The 16,447-nt window shown below is 61.8% G+C and carries 16 protein-coding genes; 12 read left to right on the top strand and 4 right to left on the bottom strand.

Annotated features, from left to right (window positions below):
• Positions 1–29: 29 nt before the first annotated feature.
• Both DBR16_RS00080 and DBR16_RS00075 read right to left on the bottom strand, forming a co-directional pair.
• On the bottom strand, positions 30–1,064 hold the full coding sequence (locus DBR16_RS00080; protein WP_109259214.1) for a CPBP family intramembrane glutamic endopeptidase: 1,035 nt from the start codon (positions 1,062–1,064) through the stop codon (positions 30–32).
• A gap of 123 nt (positions 1,065–1,187) precedes the next feature.
• The gene (locus tag DBR16_RS00075; protein ID WP_109259213.1) at positions 1,188–2,270 is read right to left on the bottom strand and encodes a helix-turn-helix domain-containing protein; all 1,083 of its coding nucleotides are present in this window, start codon (positions 2,268–2,270) and stop codon (positions 1,188–1,190) included.
• A gap of 85 nt (positions 2,271–2,355) precedes the next feature.
• Here DBR16_RS00075 and DBR16_RS00070 point away from each other — a divergent pair, with 85 nt between their 5' ends.
• Positions 2,356–2,628 carry a histidine kinase gene (locus DBR16_RS00070; RefSeq protein ID WP_109259980.1) on the top strand — a complete coding sequence of 91 codons (273 nt, stop codon included), beginning with the start codon at positions 2,356–2,358 and terminating at the stop codon, positions 2,626–2,628.
• Between the two features lies 1 nt (position 2,629).
• Here the strand turns inward: DBR16_RS00070 and DBR16_RS00065 are convergent, their stop codons facing one another.
• Positions 2,630–3,895 (bottom strand): UbiH/UbiF/VisC/COQ6 family ubiquinone biosynthesis hydroxylase, encoded by a 1,266-nt coding sequence (locus tag DBR16_RS00065; protein ID WP_109259212.1) that lies wholly within the window; start codon positions 3,893–3,895, stop codon positions 2,630–2,632.
• A 143-nt stretch (positions 3,896–4,038) separates the two neighbouring features.
• Here DBR16_RS00065 and DBR16_RS00060 point away from each other — a divergent pair, with 143 nt between their 5' ends.
• The 9 genes from DBR16_RS00060 (at position 4,039) to DBR16_RS00020 (ending at position 13,613) form a co-directional block, all read left to right on the top strand.
• A complete protein-coding gene (locus DBR16_RS00060; protein WP_109259211.1) occupies positions 4,039–5,046 on the top strand; it encodes an AraC family transcriptional regulator in 1,008 nt (335 codons plus the stop codon).
• Positions 5,047–5,152: 106 nt separating this feature from the next.
• Complete coding sequence (locus tag DBR16_RS00055; RefSeq protein ID WP_109259210.1) at positions 5,153–5,998, top strand: NAD(P)H-binding protein; 846 nt, start codon at positions 5,153–5,155, stop codon at positions 5,996–5,998.
• Entirely contained in the window at positions 5,995–6,429 is a 435-nt protein-coding gene (locus DBR16_RS00050; RefSeq protein ID WP_109259209.1) for a DUF4345 domain-containing protein, read from the top strand. Before DBR16_RS00055 ends, DBR16_RS00050 begins: the two co-directional genes overlap by 4 nt.
• A 39-nt stretch (positions 6,430–6,468) precedes the next feature.
• Positions 6,469–6,972: an anthrone oxygenase family protein gene (locus DBR16_RS00045; RefSeq protein WP_109259208.1), complete on the top strand. Its 504-nt coding sequence runs from the start codon at positions 6,469–6,471 to the stop codon at positions 6,970–6,972.
• A gap of 25 nt (positions 6,973–6,997) precedes the next feature.
• Positions 6,998–8,260 carry a serine hydrolase domain-containing protein gene (locus tag DBR16_RS00040; RefSeq protein ID WP_109259207.1) on the top strand — a complete coding sequence of 421 codons (1,263 nt, stop codon included), beginning with the start codon at positions 6,998–7,000 and terminating at the stop codon, positions 8,258–8,260.
• Between the two features lie 230 nt (positions 8,261–8,490).
• Positions 8,491–10,848 (top strand): FtsK/SpoIIIE family DNA translocase, encoded by a 2,358-nt coding sequence (locus DBR16_RS00035; RefSeq protein ID WP_109259206.1) that lies wholly within the window; start codon positions 8,491–8,493, stop codon positions 10,846–10,848.
• A 53-nt stretch (positions 10,849–10,901) separates the two neighbouring features.
• The gene (locus DBR16_RS00030; protein ID WP_109259205.1) at positions 10,902–11,768 is read left to right on the top strand and encodes an SMP-30/gluconolactonase/LRE family protein; all 867 of its coding nucleotides are present in this window, start codon (positions 10,902–10,904) and stop codon (positions 11,766–11,768) included.
• 57 nt (positions 11,769–11,825) lie between these two features.
• Entirely contained in the window at positions 11,826–12,506 is a 681-nt protein-coding gene (locus tag DBR16_RS00025; protein ID WP_161539332.1) for a LolA family protein, read from the top strand.
• A 306-nt stretch (positions 12,507–12,812) separates the two neighbouring features.
• Entirely contained in the window at positions 12,813–13,613 is an 801-nt protein-coding gene (locus DBR16_RS00020) for an undecaprenyl-diphosphate phosphatase (RefSeq protein ID WP_109259203.1), read from the top strand.
• A gap of 13 nt (positions 13,614–13,626) precedes the next feature.
• Here the strand turns inward: DBR16_RS00020 and DBR16_RS00015 are convergent, their stop codons facing one another.
• Entirely contained in the window at positions 13,627–14,586 is a 960-nt protein-coding gene (locus DBR16_RS00015) for a complex I NDUFA9 subunit family protein (protein WP_109259202.1), read from the bottom strand.
• Between the two features lie 186 nt (positions 14,587–14,772).
• Here DBR16_RS00015 and DBR16_RS00010 point away from each other — a divergent pair, with 186 nt between their 5' ends.
• Both DBR16_RS00010 and DBR16_RS00005 read left to right on the top strand, forming a co-directional pair.
• The gene (locus DBR16_RS00010) at positions 14,773–15,987 is read left to right on the top strand and encodes a hypothetical protein (RefSeq protein WP_109259201.1); all 1,215 of its coding nucleotides are present in this window, start codon (positions 14,773–14,775) and stop codon (positions 15,985–15,987) included.
• Position 15,988: 1 nt separating this feature from the next.
• Positions 15,989–16,288 (top strand): hypothetical protein, encoded by a 300-nt coding sequence (locus DBR16_RS00005; protein WP_109259200.1) that lies wholly within the window; start codon positions 15,989–15,991, stop codon positions 16,286–16,288.
• The last annotated feature ends 159 nt before the right edge of the window (positions 16,289–16,447 follow it).

The following is a 16,447-nucleotide window of genomic DNA, read 5'->3' as shown; positions in this document are numbered from 1 at the left end:
GAGGCAGCATGCCGATTGCGCGCCCCGGATCAAGCGGGCTTGTGCCGCCAGGCCGAGCGATAGATCAGACCGAGGCCCAGCGTCAGAACAAAGACCGCAAGCGCGATCCAAAAGGCATAGGCCTGAAAGGCCATGGCAAGTCCCGCGAGAAGGATCACCGGCACCAGTGCGACAAAGGCCTGCAGGGTGGTCCAGCGGAAGAAGAGCGCGATCCATTTGCCGATTTCCGCCGTGATCGGCCGGAAAAAGGCAATCAAAACGAGAACGGCCAGGCCGAGCTGAACCGCGCCCAGCCAGCTATCCGCCGGCAAGTTGATGATGGCGTGTCCGAGAACAGCCGGCCAGATTGTGCCGGTGCGCAAGGTGGCAAAGGCGAAAGCGAGACTGGCAACCATGACCGAAACGCTGGTGGCGATCATGGCCGGATCGGTGGAGGCATATTGCACGTGCAACAGCGCAAAGGGCACGGACGTAAAGAGGATGGCCGCACCCGGCGCGATAACTTCCGTCATCCGGCCCAGCGCATAACCCCGCCATGTCACTTCCTCTAGCAGTGGCACCAGACCGAAACTGCCGACAAAGAGAAATGTCCAGAAGCGCATATCCCATGGCGTTTCACGCAAGGCCGCCCAGACGGGCGTGTCCTGCCCGAACGGGGCCACATCCTGCAGGAAAAGGACGAGCGTGGCCGGCGCGCCGGCGACGAGGCCCAGTGCAACACCCCATTTGATGATGCCAAGCGTCGAGAGATTGCCCTTGCCCAGCGCGTGACTTTTCAGGCTATGGCGGCCGCGCAGAAGACCGAACAGCGCCGCCAGGCCGATCAGTACGCCATACTGGACAGCGAAAATCCGCAACATTGTCCAGGCGCCGCCCAGAAGGTTCTGTTCATTGCCTGCGAGCCCCAATGCTTCGCCCAGCGAGGGTGTGAACAGGGACTGTGCCATGACCGCCGCGCCGGTGGACGCGCCGATCAGCAGGACGACTTCCAGCCCGCCAGCAAATGCCGGAATGATCTTGAATTTACGATTGGGGGGTTCGAATGCGGTGTGAGATGATGTCATGTTCTGGCTCCGTGATGACCGGTTGAAGATGTCGGAGCGTAGACAAGCCGCTTAACGCCAGCGCGTCGTCCGGAAGGCTATAGAAAGACAAACCGGACGTTTTTAATTAGAATATTCAGTGCTTTATTTATGCACAAAAAGCCGCCGCCAAGCCGCGGGCGAGGTGTTCAACTCGCGCCGGAAGGCCTCATACATGGCAGATTTTGAGCCAAATCCCGCATCAAGGCCGAGCGCCAGCGTGGTCACGCGCACATTGGCAGGATCCCGGGCCAGCCGCTCCATCTCCTGAAGGCGGGCCGACAGAACGGCGTCATGGAAACTGGTTTCGCCGCCGATCCGGAATGCCTGCGTCAGGCGCTCGGGCGCCCATCCCATCTCGTCCGACAGCCGAGGGGCGGTCAGGACGGGGTCGAGAAAAAGACGGCTCTCGGCGAGACGGCGCTTCACCGCCTCGAAATCGGCGCGGGCGGCCGCGATATCGACTGCAGGCCGGACCGGGCTGGCCGGAGCCGACAGGAAAATGCCGGGCCGAGTCAGGCCGCGATGGGCGACATAGGCCACTTGCAGGATCTGAAAGCCGAGCAAGGCCACAACATGCACATTGACCGGCCAAATGTCCAAGGTGGACGTGGGCACAGCCAGCAACGCTGCGAGAATGACAATCAGCGATGAAATCGCCCAGACCTCCATCCAGCCTGGATCGATCGCTTTCAGATTGGAATACCGGTCCTTCAGTTTGCGCCGCATCTGCCGGGCCATGTGCAGCACCATGACCGGCCATGCAGCTGAAACAAGAAGCGCCACGAGGGGCAGAAAGATCAGCCAGCGCGGCGCGGAATTGGCAATGATGGCGCCCGAGCGCGTTTCCAGCTGCACGATGAGCGGCAGGAGCGCCAGCACCGTTGCGACACCGGCCATGGCCCCGATCTGTGGCCAGATATCCAGCGGCCGGGACAGACTCGCGCGTGCATAGATCAGCTGGGCAGGCCCCAGACAGAACAGCAGGAATTGTCCCAGCGACAGCCAGACAATCGGCCAGAATTCGGGAATGCCTGTACTGACCGCGATTGTCCCGAAAGCGCCGCCTTGTGCTGCCAGCCAGAATAACAGGCCGCCATCCGCCGCCCCGAAAGGACGTTTGGCAGCAAGGATGGCGATCAGAAAAAGACAGATCGCACCGCCCAGAATGGCTAGAGTCAGTATCAATTCGAATCGTATCCGATTGCTGTCAGCCGAAAATTAACGCGTTTCTGCTCTAATGCTGCTTTCTGTGGATGGAAAGGAGACGGATATGACCCGTTTTCTAAAATCAGACTCTAATCCGGCTGGTCACAAGCTGGAAGAAATATTGATGGAATTGCGGTCGGACGTTCTGATCCGCTGTACCAAGATTGCCGGGGACCACCGTCCGGAGGCACTGAAAGTGTTGTCCAACAACATGAAGGTGCTGGAACACCTGACCGCCGCCATCGAGCTGGCGCAGGATTCCACCAATGTGCTGGACCGGGCGTTCGGTCCCTCCGAGGCACAGGATGGCGGCGAACCAAGGATCGGCGTCGCCTGAGCTAAGCCGCGAGCGTTTCGCCGCGTAACAGTTTCGGAAGATCACCGGTCTCGCCGCCCGCTTCACGCATGAAGAATTGCCGGGCGGCGGGAATTCTGTCGACCAGTGACAGACCGAGCCCGCGCGCCAGGCGCAGCGGGCCGATATCGTTTGAAAACAGACGGTTGAACATGTCGGTGGCCGCGACCAGCCCCATGGAATCGAGTTTGCGCCATTTGGCATAGCGCTGCAGCGTGACCGGTGAGCCGAGCTCCAGCCCCAGGGATTTGGCATCGGCCAGAACCTCGGCCAGGGCGGCCGCATCGCGAATACCCAGATTGAAGCCCTGCCCGGCCAGCGGGTGAATGCCGCGCGCGGCATCGCCGACATAGGCGATGCGGTCTTCATAAAACCGCTCGGCGAATTTCACCGACAGCGGATAGCCCCAGCGCGGGCCGGTTTCCTTCACCGCGCCGAGAAAATCTCCGAAACGCTTGTCGAGCTCGGCCTGAAAGCCGTCCGCGTCCAGTTTCAGGATGGCGTTGGCGATGTCTGTGCGCTCGGTCCAGACAAGCGAGGACCGATGGCCCGGCAGCGGGAGGATGGCAAAGGGGCCGCCCGGCAGGAAGTATTCATAGGCGACGCCTTCATGCGGCTGTTCATGCTCGACGGTGGCGACAATGCCGGTCTGGTTATAGCCCCAGCCGGCGGTGCGTGTGCCGGCCTGCTGACGCGAGCGGGAGAATTTGCCATCACTGGCGCAGAGAAGGCGCGCGCGCAGGACGTGGCCATCGTCCAGATACAATTCGATTCCGCCGGGAATATGCGCCCAGCGATCCGCCTTGACCGGCGCGACCAGCCTTATGTCCTTGCGTGCTTTCAGACAGGCGGTCAGCGCATGGCGGGTATGGCGGTTTTCACACATCCAGCCCAAAGGCTCACCCTCGTCTTCCGGGTGTATTTCACGGCGGTCAAAATGCAGGGTGTGCGGCCCCGGACCGCCGGGCCTTGGTCCGCCATAAGGGCGGCCATCGCAGACCAGAATATGCTCGATCCGCTGGACATGCTCGCGCATGCGGTCTGCGGCGCCAATCACTTCCAGCATGCGGAAAGAGGTGTAGGCCAGCGCCGAAGCGCGGCCATCGAATTCCGGTGCCAGCATATCGTCCAGCGGGGCGGCATCGACCAGCGTCACCGACACGCCGGCCTGATCCAGCGCCAGCGCCAGGGTCTGTCCTGCCAGCCCGCCGCCGAGCACAATCACATCACTATCGAAAGACGTTGTCATGGCGCATGACTTTATACGGGTTGGCTGAACGCGAAAGGGGCGCACTGCCGCAGGGTCAGCCGAGACCGTTACACCAATGACGAAATAGCGGCTCGACCCGGATTTGCTTCGGACGATGCGAAAAATGCCCTATAGCTTTGGACATGTCGAAGATTACATCTCTCTATGTCTACAAGGTCATCAGCCAGGTATCGCCGGGCGTTGAAACGCAAGATTTGCTGGAGGCGCTGGGGCTGGACCCCGGCGGAGCAATTGACCCGGCGCATCTGATCGCGTCGGCAGACTATTATGATTTCTTCGAGGCGATGGCGGATCGGGATCCGAACGGACTTTCATTGCCGTGGCGTATCGGAGCATCGATGCGAACGGATGAGTATGGTGCTTTCGGCCTCGCCTGGAAATCCGCGCCCAGCCTGCGCGGCTCTTATTCGCGTTCAGAGCGCTATGGCCACGTTCTGGGGAGCGCTGAAACCTATCATCTCGAACAATCCGGCGGGGAATTATTCTTCTGCCTCGAAAAGTCCGGCGACGGTCGGGCCGGCATGCTGTTGTCGAATGAAGCCAGCATGGCGGCAGTGGATGTGATCTGCCGCGAGGTGACGACGGCCGATTTCCAGCCGATTTCTGTTCATTTCAAGCATTCGCCGAGAGGCCCCGTTGCAGCCTATGAGCGCCATTTCGGATGTCCGGTTCATTTCGAATCCGGCCGCGATGCCCTGCAGGTGAGTAAGGCGCAGATCGATGCGCCCAACCGGCTCGGCGATGAAACGATTGCCAGTTTCTTTGATCGGCATCTGGAGAAAGAGCTGGCCTCGCTGAACGTCGATGACGCGCTCGAACCGCAAGTCCGGCGGGCGGTGACCGAAGAGCTCAGCGATGGCGTGCCGAATCTGTCGCGAATTGCGTCGAAACTGGGCCTTGGATCGCGCACGCTTCAAAGACGGCTTTCGGAACAGGGGCATTCCTTCCAGAGCGTCGTGGATATGGCGCGAAAGGAGCTGGCCCGGCGACTGCTGCGCGAAACAAGCTACAGCCTGGCTGAAGTGGCCTTCCTGACGGGATTTTCCGAGCAGAGCGCTTTTAGCCGTGCCTTCAAACGATGGGCAGGTGAAACGCCCCGCTCCTACCGGCTGGGGTCCGGCAACGACTGAAAAACCGTCTTTGACGTGATCGGTCAAATCTTTGACGCGCGCGGGCAAGAGACGGATGCCGCCGACCCTTATGCCTCGACTTGCAAACCCCAAATGGAGCAAGTCAATGAACACGCAAATCACCCCACAAGGCCTCACCCTCGTACTGGGCGGCACCGGAAAGACCGGACGGCGCGTCGCCGAGCGCCTGGAAGCTGCCGGCCAGGCGGTCCGCATCGGATCGCGCGGCTCGGTGCCGTCTTTCGACTGGCACAATGAGCAAGGCTGGGAGGCCTGTCTCGACGGCGTATCCGCTGCCTACATCAATTATGCGCCGGATCTCGCCATGCCAGGCGCGGCCGACGCGATTGCAGCCTTCGTCGCTCTTGCCAAACGCACCGGTGTCAAACGGCTGGTCCTGCTTTCGGGACGCGGCGAGGAAGAAGCGCAAGCGTGCGAGCGGATTGTCCAGTCATCCGGCCTCGAATGGACCATTGTCCGCGCCAGCTGGTTCAACCAGAATTTCTCCGAAGGCGCGTTCATCGACATGGTGCAGAACGGCACGATTACACTGCCGGCCGGCGATCAGGTCGAGCCCTTTGTTGATGTCGATGACATCGCCGATGTGGCCGTGGCCGCTTTCACACAAGACCGGCATATTGGCGAAATCTACGAGGTCAGCGGCCCGCGATTGATGAGCCTCGCCGATGTCGCCGCCGACCTGTCGCAGGCAACCGGTCGCGAAATTGTCTATGTGGATGTGCCGCATGACGGTTTTGTCGCCGAAGTCGAAAAATCCGGCGCGCCAAAAGATGTTGTCTGGATGCTGGATTATCTGTTCTCGACCGTTCTGGATGGCCGAAATGCGCATCTGACCGACGGTATCCAGCGTGCGCTGGGCCGGCCTCCGAAAGATTTTGCGGACTATGCCCGCGATGTTGCCGCGACGGGTGTGTGGGAGACGGCACAATGAACCGGCTTGTTACACGATCCGCTCTGGCCACAGCCGGTGCACTTCTGGGCGGGATTGGCGGTGCGCTGATCCTGGTCCCGCAAGACTTCCTGGCGATGAGCCATGTTGTCATCGACAGCGACCCCGGACTGATGTCCGAGCTGGCGGCACCCGGCGGCGTTCTTCTGGTTGCCAGCGCCGTCATGCTGGCCGGCGCCGTCAGAATCCGCTTTGCCGAACTGGCGCTGGCCATCGGAGCCACCCTCTACGGCAGCTATGGCGCGGGGCGACTTATCAGCCTGATGCTGCACGGCTTGCCGCCGGACTCCCTCATCGCCGCCATGGTGATCGAGCTGGGCATCGCAGCCACGCTTTCAGCCCTCTGGCTCGCCTCGCCATCCCGGAAACAGCAAGGCCGGAACGAGGACGAATTCGACGGCGTCATCGTCTGAACGCCTTCCTTTTCTGTCATCAAATCAAGGACAAGAATCATGACCCATGAATGGCCCCTCTATGCCTGCGCCTTCCTGGCGCTCTGGAGCGCTATTGTTGGCGGTGTGTTTTCCGCCTTCTCCGAATTCATCATGGCCGGCCTGCTGCGGGCCGAACCCAACGCCGGTATCCAGGCGATGCAGCAGATCAACAAGACCGTGATCCGGACCCAGTTCGTGGCCGGAATCCTGTTGATCCCGGTGCTGTCGATCCTGTTTGCGGTCTATGGTGCCTCGGCCGTCGAGGGCCCGGCGCTCGCCGCGCTCTTCCTCGCACCGACCATCTATATTCCGTCGGTCTTCCTTATGACGCTGTTTGGCAATGTGCCGATGAATAACCGTCTGGATTCACTCGATCCGGCAAGCCCTGAAGCCGCAGCCTACTGGCAGGTCTATGGCCGCCGCTGGACCCGGCTCAATCATATCCGGTCACTCGGCAGCGTTCTGACCGCCGGACTCTACATCCTTGCCGCAATCGCGCTCATCAGCAGTGCGCCGGCATAAGCCGCATAAGAATCGGAGATCTGATATGAAACGCATAGTCTTCCTGTCTCTTGGCATGGTTGCGGCGATCACAGCCTGGATTGTGCTGGTCTTTGTTGCGACGAGTGAGGGCTGGGGCCGGTCCGCTCTGACGCCAGCAGACGACGCCGCGAGTTTTGTTGAGGCGGCTACCCGGATTGTCGAGCGTGACCATTCGGGTAATCTGGTCCTTCTGGTTCTGGAAGCCGGCGCTGTTACCCGGCGCTACAGCTTCTCGACGGGTGATCCAGTTGACGGATCTTCGGTCTTCCAGGCGGCCTCGCTCGGCAAATGGCTGACAGCCTGGGGCGTCATGACGCTGGTTGAAGACGGCGCAATCGATCTCGATCATCCGGTTTCGGACTATCTCACCCGCTGGCAATTGCCTGACAGCGAATTTGATACGTCCGGTGTGACGGTCCGGCGGCTGCTCAGCCACACCGCCGGGCTGGGCGATGGTCTGGGATATGACGGATTTGATGGCCCGGAGGACCTTCAGACGCTCGAAGAGTCGCTGATACGCGCACGCGATGCGTCGCCGGGAAATAGCGGGATTGTCGAACTGGGTTCCGAGCCGGGCAGTGAATGGAATTATTCCGGCGGCGGCTACACAATTCTTCAATTACTGATCGAAGGCGTGTCCGGTCAGTCCTTTGCCGAGTTCATGTCCGAGCGCGTTTTTGTCCCGCTCGGCATGGAGCGCACCACATTCGATCATGAAGAGGCGCTACGACTGGGCCTTGCCGAAAATTATGACCTGAACGGCAATACCCAACTTTTCCGCTGGTATACGGCGCTGGCGGCCACATCGCTCTTCACGTCCGCCGACGACCTCGCCATTTTCATCAATGCGCAGGCAGCGCCGGGTGCTCAATCTGTCCTGACCGAGGCGTCACTGGATTTGATGCAGACCCCTCATGCGTCGCAGATGGGCGCGGATATATGGGGGATCGGGCCCATGCTCTACGCCCCCAACAATGTGGGTGGATACATAATCGGGCATGACGGAAAAAATGGTCCTGCCATAAACACGGTTGCCCGCCTCGACCCGGCGACCGGAGACGGGATTGTGATTCTGTCGACCGGCAGCGAAATGCTGGCCACCCAACTAGCGGGTGAATGGGTCTTCTGGAAAACCGGCAATATCGATAGCCTGATGTTCCTGATGTCCATTGATGCCATGCTATTGTGGATGGGAATCGGGTCGCTCATCCTACTGCTCGTCACAGGCATCGTTGGCTGGCGAACGCGGAAGCGGAGACCCGCTTGATTAGCGAGGCTGTCTTTTCCCGGCCCACGCAGGCCCCATTTTAACAAGTAAGCGGCCGCCGGAAGCGCTAGTGTTGCTGATCATCAACATTCGGGCCCGACAGGAAGCGGGGGCGAGCGCCGCAACGGTGGCTTTGATGTCAAAAGTGCGGGTCATGTGGGCCATCCTCCCACAGCATTATCTTAACCCGTATTTACCATCGACTCACGCTTTCGCGATTGAATGCGCGCATGGCGGGTTATGATGCTGTCTCTTCCGACGATATTTCGGGCCGGGTCCGCCGTGCGGGTTCCGGCTGGATGTCGCGTCTGGGTGCCTGGATAACGGGCGGTCTGCTGCTGGCGCTGGCGGGGCTGACCGGCTTTGCCCTGCTGGATCACAATCCGCTGGACCCGAGCTGGAATGTCGCTTCTTCTCATGCCGTGACCCACGCGCTGGGCGCGTTCGGCGCGATCCTGTCCGACCTCCTGCTGCAGACTTTGGGCTGGGCGGCCGGCGGTGTGCCGCTGGTGCTGGCGGTCTGGGGCGTCATGAAGATGACGCGCCGCTATCAGCCGCGCTCCTTCGGTTTCAAACTGCTGCGCTTTCTCGCTGCCGGTTTTGCCCTTCTCGGATTTGCGATGGCGGTTTCCGCCTTGCCGATTCCCGAAGCCTGGCCTTTTGCGGTGGGTCTGGGCGGAGTACTGGGCGATGGCCTGCTGTTTACTGCCGCCGACCCTCTGACTGCGCTGGGCGTGCCGGCTCCGATGGCGATGGCCGGCGGGATCGGCCTGCTGGTCTCCATTCTCGGCGTGTTCTTCAGCTTCGGCCTGCGCCCGTCCGACATTGTTGCCGCCGCCGATACGGCGAGCCTGGCCTGGGCGACCTTGCGGGTCTGGGTTGATGCGGCGCTGGGCCGCCTGCCCTGGCGGGAAGGCGAGGCCGGGGCCGATGACAGGGATGACATTGTTGACGCGCCACGCCCGCGGACAAGGCGCCGCAAGGCTGAGCCTGTTTCGCCTGCGGTAAAAGTCGCGCCCGTGCGCAAATCCCGCGCCTCCGGCCGGGAGGCGCGTGAAGCCCAGGGGGCTTTGCCCTTTGTCCAGAGTGGCGGCTTCAAACTGCCCCGGCTGGATCTTCTGGTGCGGCCACAGGTGCGCACGGAATCGGTCGATGCGCAGGCGCTGCAGCAGAATGCCGAACTGCTTCAGGGCGTGCTGGAGGATTTCGGCGTGCGCGGCGAAATCGGACAGGTGCGGCCCGGGCCGGTGGTCACGCTCTATGAATTCGAACCAGCGGCCGGTGTGAAATCCTCGCGGGTCATTGGCCTGTCTGACGATATCGCCCGCTCGATGAGTGCGACGGCAGCACGGGTTGCCGTGGTGCCGGGCAAGAATGCGATCGGCATCGAACTGCCCAATCCGCGGCGCGAAACGGTTTTCCTGCGCGCCCTGTTCAACTCCTCCGCCTTCGAGGCGTCCAAGGCGGAATTGCCGATGGCGCTGGGCGAGACCATCAATGGCGAACCCTTTGTGGCGGATCTGTCCCGCATGCCGCACCTCCTGATCGCGGGAACGACCGGCTCGGGGAAATCGGTGGGCATCAATGCCATGATCCTGTCCCTGCTCTACCGGCTGTCGCCGGATGAGTGCCGGATGATCATGATTGATCCGAAAATGCTGGAATTGTCGGTCTATGACGGCATTCCGCACCTTCTTTCTCCGGTCGTCACCGACCCCAAAAAAGCCGTCGCCGCGCTGAAATGGACGGTGCGCGAGATGGAAAGCCGGTATTTGCGCATGTCCAAGATCGGCGTGCGCAATGTGGCCGGCTTCAATGAACGCGTGGCCGAAGCGCTGGAAAAGGACGAGCCGCTGGAGCGCACCGTGCAGGTGGGCTATGACCGTGAAACCGGCGAACCGATGTACGAGACCGAGACCATCGAGGCGGTCAAGATGCCCTATATCGTCGTGGTGATCGACGAGATGGCCGATCTGATGATGGTCGCCGGCAAGGAAATCGAGGGGGCCGTCCAGCGCCTGGCGCAGATGGCGCGCGCGGCGGGCATTCACATGATCACCGCCACGCAGCGGCCTTCGGTGGATGTCATCACCGGCACGATCAAGGCCAATTTCCCGACCCGCATCTCCTATCAGGTCACTTCGAAGATCGACTCCCGTACCATTCTGGGCGAGCAGGGGGCAGAGCAATTGCTGGGCATGGGCGATCTCCTGTATATGGCCGGCGGAGGCCGAATCCGCCGCCTGCACGGACCCTTCGTTTCCGATCAGGAAGTCGAGGACGTCGCCGCCTATCTGAAAAAACAGGGCACGCCGGAATATCTCGAGGAAGTCACCGAGGATAATGATGACACGCCCTCACCTTTTGACGAGGCCGGTGGCGGATCGGGCGATGATCTGTTTGACCAGGCCGTGGCCGTGGTGGCGCGCGACCGCAAAGCCTCGACCAGCTATATCCAGCGCCGCCTGCAGATCGGTTATAACCGTGCCGCGACGCTGATCGAACGCATGGAAGACGAGGGCATGATCGGCCCCGCAGATCATTCCGGCAAACGCGATATCTATCTGCCGGACCGTGACGTCGCCTGAGCTCACATAAAGTTGAAGTTATCTGGCGCACGGAATGCGGCATATTCCCGCCCATGTTGAAATCCTCCCTTGTCTCACTCATCGTCCCGGTTGCCGGATCCGTCTGTCTTGCCTGCGCTCAAGCGGAGCCGGAGCAGGTTGAACCCGCAAGCCTCACAGAAATCTGGCGCACAGGCGGTTTCGCCTCGCCGGAAAGCGTTCTGCCCGATCCGGAGACCGGCCTGATTTTCGTGTCGAACGTCAATGGCGAAGGCGATACGCGCGACGGCAACGGATTCATCTCCCGCATCACCGCTGATGGCGGGATCGAAACACTGGAGTGGGCGACAGGGCTGGATGCGCCCAAGGGCATGGCGCTTGTGGGGGACCGGCTCTATGTCACGGACATCACCCAGATCGTCTGTATCGACCGCCGGACCGGCGAGATCATCAATCGCTGGCCCGCGCCGGGTGCGGGCTTCCTGAATGATGCCGCCGCCGGGCCGGATGGACGTATCTATGTTTCTGATTCCGCCACCAGCCGGATCTATGTGCTGGAAGACGGGATGGTCCATGTCTGGGCCGAGGATGATGCGTTGCGCGCGATCAACGGGCTCTGGCTTGAAGATGGACGGATGTTGGCGGTGACGATGGGCGGCCTGTTCGTCTCCATTTCGCTGGACGGTGAAACCGTCAGCGTGCTCGGCGAGGGGTTGGGGGATGGCGATATGATCGCACCTGACGGACAGGGGGCTTATTTCGCCAGCGAGTGGCCGGGGCAGCTCTATCATCTCATGCCGGATGGACAGCTGACCGTGCTCGCCGATACGCGAGAGGCCGGCATCTATATGAATGACGGCTATGTGCTGGGAGATGTACTGATCATACCGCACTGGCAGCCGGGAGAAGTCTCGGCCTGGCAGATCAGCTTCGGTCACTGATACGCTGCGCTTATGCCATGACGCCGCCGCAATTTCGCGGGCATTATGGGCGGCATGATGATCGAGCTCTTTTTCTCCTTCGCCCTGATGGCGCAGACTGGCGCGGACACCGCGGCTGATATTGCGCCTGCTGATGCCACCGCAGAGATCAGTTCGGATTCAGCGCCCGCGGAAGCCGATATGACGGCTTTCGACACCGATGCCGCGCTGGCCGGGGTTAATGGCTGGCTCAACAGCGTGGAAACCTATCGTGCCCGCTTCACCCAGATTGCCCCGGACTTCTCGGCCTCGACCGGAATTTTGTCGATCCGCAGGCCGGGCCGTTTGCGGTTCGAGTATGATGCGCCTTCCCCGCTGCTGGTCGTTGCCGATGGCACAACCGTGGCGATCGAGGATGCGGATCTGGAGACGGTTGACCGCGTGCCCCTGAGGTCCACGCCGCTATGGTGGATCCTGAAGCCAAACGTGAATCTGGCCGAAGACGCGAATGTCACCGATGTCTGGCAGGAGGACGGCTATATCTATGTCGCGGCGCGGGACCGGAATGAGGAGATGGACGGCACCGCCCTGTTCGCCTTCAATCCTGAAAGCTATGCGCTGGAAGAATGGTTCGTGACCGATTCGCTGGGCTATACGACGCGGGTGTCGCTGTCGGATGTAGAGACCGGCATGCGCCTGAACCCCCGGCTTTTCGTGCTGGACGAGCCGGAAGATGATCGCCGCGGCCGCCGTCAGTAGCGATCACTTTCTGTTACAGAACATGTAACATTAATGATACATCCAAATTCTTTCTGATTTTTCATTTGCACATTTTTCAGACCCGTGTCTTTAATGTAACGGCTGATTGGGGCGCTGGATTGGCGTCGTCCCCCCGCTGACGGATCTGCCGTCCCGATCGCACCGGAATCCCCTCCCGGTGCATGCGCGCAAGTTTCGACGGCGCACAGCGAGCGCCCGGCCGCACCCCTCGCGGCCGGGCGTTTTCTTTTTCGTCACGACTTGGCGGCAAGAAGGGACCATCAATTCCGGCCTCAAGAGTCGCCCATGCCGCTTTCCCAACTCCTGCTGCTCGCCCTGGTCCAGGGCCTGACCGAGTTTCTCCCGGTTTCGTCGTCCGCACACCTCATTCTCGCGCCGATCGCCGCCGGACTCGAGGACCAGAGCCCGCTCATCGATGTCATGGCCCATGGCGGCAGTCTGATGGCGGTGCTGGTCTATTTCTGGCGCGATATCCGCGATGTCGCGCTGGGCAAACTGGCCTGGCTGTCGGGACGGATGACGCCCGGCGGACGCCTGGCGCTGCTGGTCGGTGCGGCAACGCCGCCCATCATCATCGCCGCCGGCGCGCTCTATCTGACCGGCCAGACCGATCTCTTCCGCTCGCCCCTGATTATCGGGATTGCGACCCTTGTATTCGCGGTCCCGCTCTGGGCCGCTGACCGGTATGGCCGCACCCATGTCACCGCGGAAACGCTGGGCTATGGCAGCGCCTTCCTGATCGGGATGGTCCAGGTTTTCGCGCTGATCCCCGGGGCCAGCCGCTCCGGGGTGACGATGACGGCCGGGCGGGCGCTGGGGCTTGGCCGCAGTGAGTCGGCCCGGTTTTCCATGCTGATGGCGATCCCGGTGATTGCCGCTTTTGCACTGGTCGCCGGGCTCGACCTGGCGCAGGGCGGCGATGGCACGGCAAGCCTGGCGGACGGGCTGATCGTGGCGGTGCTGTCATTCCTGGCGGCGTGGGCTTCCATTGCCGTGATGATGCGCTTTGTCGAGCGCGTCGGCTTTCTGCCCTTCGTGGTCTACCGTCTGATCCTCGCCGGTCTCATATTCTGGCTGCTGGTCTGACGGCGTGCCGCCCTCAGGCGGTTTCGTGGAACTGGCCGTAGCGGCGATAGCGTTCCAGATAGCCGGGAACGATGGCTTCAACGGTCTCCGGCGTTATCCCCAGATCACCGATGCCATGTGCATCCGGCGCGACGACATTGTCCTTGCCCAGCATGACCACCTGATCGCGGGTCAGGAAGGGCTGGACGAAGGGCAGAATGGCGGCGAGCTCGCCGGCCAGTCCCAATAGCGACATCGCAAACATCGGCACCGGCACCAGAAGGCGCGGACGGTCGATCGTCTTCAGGATGAAGGCCATCAATTCCTTGTAGGTATAGGTGCGTGGTCCGCCCAGCTCGTAGACGCCAGCGACAGAGGCATCGCTGATGGCGGTGGCCACGCTGGCGGCGACATCGCCGGCAAAAACCGGCTGCATCTTCATGCGGCCGCCACCCGGCAGGGGCAGGGCCGGCGCAAAGCGCGCCATGTCGGCAAAACGGTTGAAGAATTCATCCTCGGTCCCGAAGATGATGGAGGGGCGCAGGATGACCGCACCGGGAAAAGCCTGCTGAACGGCGGCCTCGCCCGCGGCCTTGGTGGCCGCATAACGCGATTTCGACCCCGCATCGGCGCCGATGGCCGACATCTGCACAAAGCGCTGAACGCCGGCTGCTGCCGCCGCTTCGGCAATATTCCTCGCGCCGTCTGCCTGCAGGCTGGCAAAGCGCTGCTTGCCGCTCTCGGCCAGAATGCCGACCAGATTGACCACGCCATGCGCACCGGCCACGGCGCGGGCGACCGAAGCCGGGTTGCGGACATTGGCCTGCATCAGCTCGACCTGGCCGACGACGCCGGTGACTTTCATGTCCAGGGCGAGGTGGGGGCGGCGGGTGGCGACGCGGACGCGATAGCCCTTCTTCACCAGAGCCCGAACCACATAGCGGCCGACAAAGCCGGACCCGCCAAACACCGTGATCATTTCGTCGCGCAGCATCAGCCAAATGCCTCCGGAAAGCGTTCAAGAAGATGGCCTGCATAGACCAGAAATCGGCGCGCCTGTCCATGCGGCACTGCGTTTCGCATTCCCGTGGCGCGCGAACCGACTCCTCATGGCCGGATCGCGGCGCTAGGCTGGCCGTTAACGAAAACAAAAACGTGACGACCGGGGTGAGTTGAGGGGATGACGGCAGAGGTTGCCTTGCTGAACAAGCAGGCCGTGGCACTGGCCGCGGACTCCAAGGCTACGTTCGGCTCGGGCATGAGCATCAAGACCTATGACAGTGTCGACAAGCTGTTCAACCTGTCGCGCACCCACCCGGTGGGGGTGATGATCTACGGCAATGCCGAGTTCATGCGCGTGCCATGGGAAGTCATCATCAAGGAATTCCGCGAACGCCATGGCGGAACCGGCCACGACACCATTGCAGACTGGGGCGCGGCGTTCTTCGACTTTGCCGGGACATTCCACGATTTCACCCTGCGTGATTCCGAGCTGGCGGTGTTTACCAAGACCGCCTCCTTCCTGCGGGCGATCGAGGCCAGCGCCCTGGTCAACCGCTCGCTGGAACCGCTGATCAGCGATGTCGAGGCGCGCCGCGTCCATCCGGCGCTGGCGGACCTGACCGAGGGCGAATTCCTGCGCAATTTCCCGGATCTCCTGGAAAAATACCAGGGCCTGCTGCACGCGCGCATCGGTGAGCGGATGAATACCGACATCAAGCGGCAATTACCGCGCCTTTTACACCGTCTGGCGGTCGCCGACATCGAGACCGTGGCGCGCTCCGGCCTGGTGGTGGCGGGCTTTGGCGGAGACGAGACCTTCCCGGCACTCGTCAATCTGGAAAGCGACGGCGTGATTGCCGGGCGGCTGGCCGTTTCCGTGCGGTCGGAAAGCCAGATCACGGTCGATCATCCGGCCGACGTTCTGCCCTTTGCGGTGCGCAATGTGATGATCTCCATGGTGCACGGCGTGGATCCGTCCTTTCTGGACTATTCGCTCACCGTGTTCCGCGATCTGATCCGCGCCAATGGCGACCGGCTGATCAATGAATTCGCCAAGAGCGAGCAGGAAAAATCACGCCTGCATCACGAAAACGCGGCCATGTCGGATGATTTCATCCGTATCTTTCTCGATTATCTGCGCGATTATATCCAGGACATGCATCTGGGGCCGTTTGCCTCGACCCTGCAGGGCATGCCGCCGGACGAGATGGCTTGGCTGGCCGAGTCGCTTGTGCATCTAACCTCTGTTAAAATGCGCATGTCGCTGGGTCCGGAAGGCGTCGGGGGGCCGGTCGACACCGCCGTAATTACCAAGCGTGAAGGCTTCAAATGGGTCAAACGCAAGGCGCCGATAGAGGCGCTGACGGGACCTGGAATGGGGAAGGGGGACTGACATGAAACGCTATCGTTACCGCAAACACGCCCGGGAGGACCTACCGCCGGCGCCGGCGACACGTTCGCCCGACTCGCTGCTGCAGGATGACGCGCCGCGGGCGCTGTTTGAAGGCGATGTCGCCTCCCAGCGCCTGTTCAACCGCGCGGCTCTCGACCAGATGGGCGATTATTCCGCTGTCATTCTGGCATCTGACAGCCTGCGCCCGGCCTGGTCGGAACCCGGCGATCTGGTGCATGTGCGCCGCGGCGCGGAAGATGCCAGTGCCATTATCGGCAAGGTCTCCGGCCGCAAGGGCTGAGACAGCGGCGTGTGTTGCCGTTCAGGCGATGATATCCGAATTGACAGGCGCGCGCGGAATTCGTATGTCGCCCGCCTTGCTCACCTGCCCAGGTGGCGGAACTGGTAGACGCGCCAGCTTCAGGTGCTGGTTTCTGAAAGGAAGTGGAGGTTCGAGTCC

The organism is Hyphobacterium indicum (assembly GCF_003129605.1).
Lineage (GTDB): Bacteria > Pseudomonadota > Alphaproteobacteria > Caulobacterales > Maricaulaceae > Hyphobacterium > Hyphobacterium indicum.
The sequence above is the reverse complement of the archived record's forward strand: the minus strand, read 5'-3'. Positions and strand labels throughout refer to the sequence as shown.